Genomic DNA, 1,085 nt, shown 5'->3' on the forward strand with positions numbered 1-1,085 from the left:
CCCCGGCTACCTGCAGCACCACCGGGTATTGGCTCGTAAACCATCCGACGGTGCGCGTAATGTCCAGATCCGGCAGAATTGACTCCCGGCCGTGTCCTTCCAAATTTACCGGCACCTGCTCCATCCCGGTCCATTCGTGGATCGTCGTCCCTAACGCCGTCAGCAGCAGATCGTTCACTTCCGTGTTATACGCCCGGGGCGCCTGCTTCAAAAGCTGCTCCGTTTCTTCTTGCGTCCACTGCACCGTAATCGTTTCGCTGTCTCGAAGCAGGGCTTTCTCCTGCGTGTCGTGATCTTTAGGCAGTCGCGCGCTACTTGCTTGCTCCAGTTCCCGTTCAATCTGCCGCCAATATTCCCGTTCGCGTTCCATCGCCGAGCCGTTGGCATACTGCGCCAGCCGCTGCGCCCACATCTGGAACGAATCCGTTTTTTGTGGAAGCCGAATCGGCTGTCCCTGCACGGCTTCCTCATAGCCTGTGGAGATATCCTCCAATAAAATCCGCCACGACACCCCGTCCACCGCCAAATGGTGAATGACGATCAACAGATGGTCGCCGTCCGCGCACCGGAACAATGCCAGCTTCATCAGAGGCCCTTCGCTCAGGTCAATGCTTGCTTGAATTTCGCTGGCCTTGGCTTGAACCACCTGGGCAACGTCCGCCCCTTCGCGCCTTAGATCGATCAGCTCCAGGCTATACAGCTCGCCTTCGCCCACGCCGCGATTCCAGGCTTCATACCCGCTTTCGCCCTTGCGGAACACCATGCGAAGCGCGTCGTGATGCTCCGCGATCTTCTTCATCGTCTTCGCTAGCGCCAGTTCGTCGAAGCCCTGCTCCCGGTGCAGCATAACCGCTTGGTTGTAGTGATGCGGCTCGGCCTGCTGCCGGTCGAAGAACCAGCGTTGAATCGGCGTCAGCCCGACCTCGCCCTTCGCTTCTCCTTGGTCTGCCGTCCGGCTGGCCTTTTGCACATAGGGACTCAGCTCCGCTATGGTCGGACGGGCAAACAAGTCCCGGATTTCCAGTCTGTAACCGGCCTGCTGCAGCCGGGATGAAATTTGGATCGCTTTGATCGAATCGCCGCCG

1 protein-coding gene is annotated in these 1,085 nt (G+C 59.2%); it reads right to left on the reverse strand.

Translation table 11 applies throughout. The features are described 5' to 3' along the window. On the reverse strand, positions 1-1,085 hold a 1,085-nt coding region (locus QMG93_RS34930; RefSeq protein ID WP_281944505.1), incomplete at both ends, for a condensation domain-containing protein.

This window comes from Paenibacillus tyrphae (assembly GCF_027925525.1).
Taxonomy (GTDB): domain Bacteria; phylum Bacillota; class Bacilli; order Paenibacillales; family NBRC-103111; genus Paenibacillus_G; species Paenibacillus_G tyrfis_B.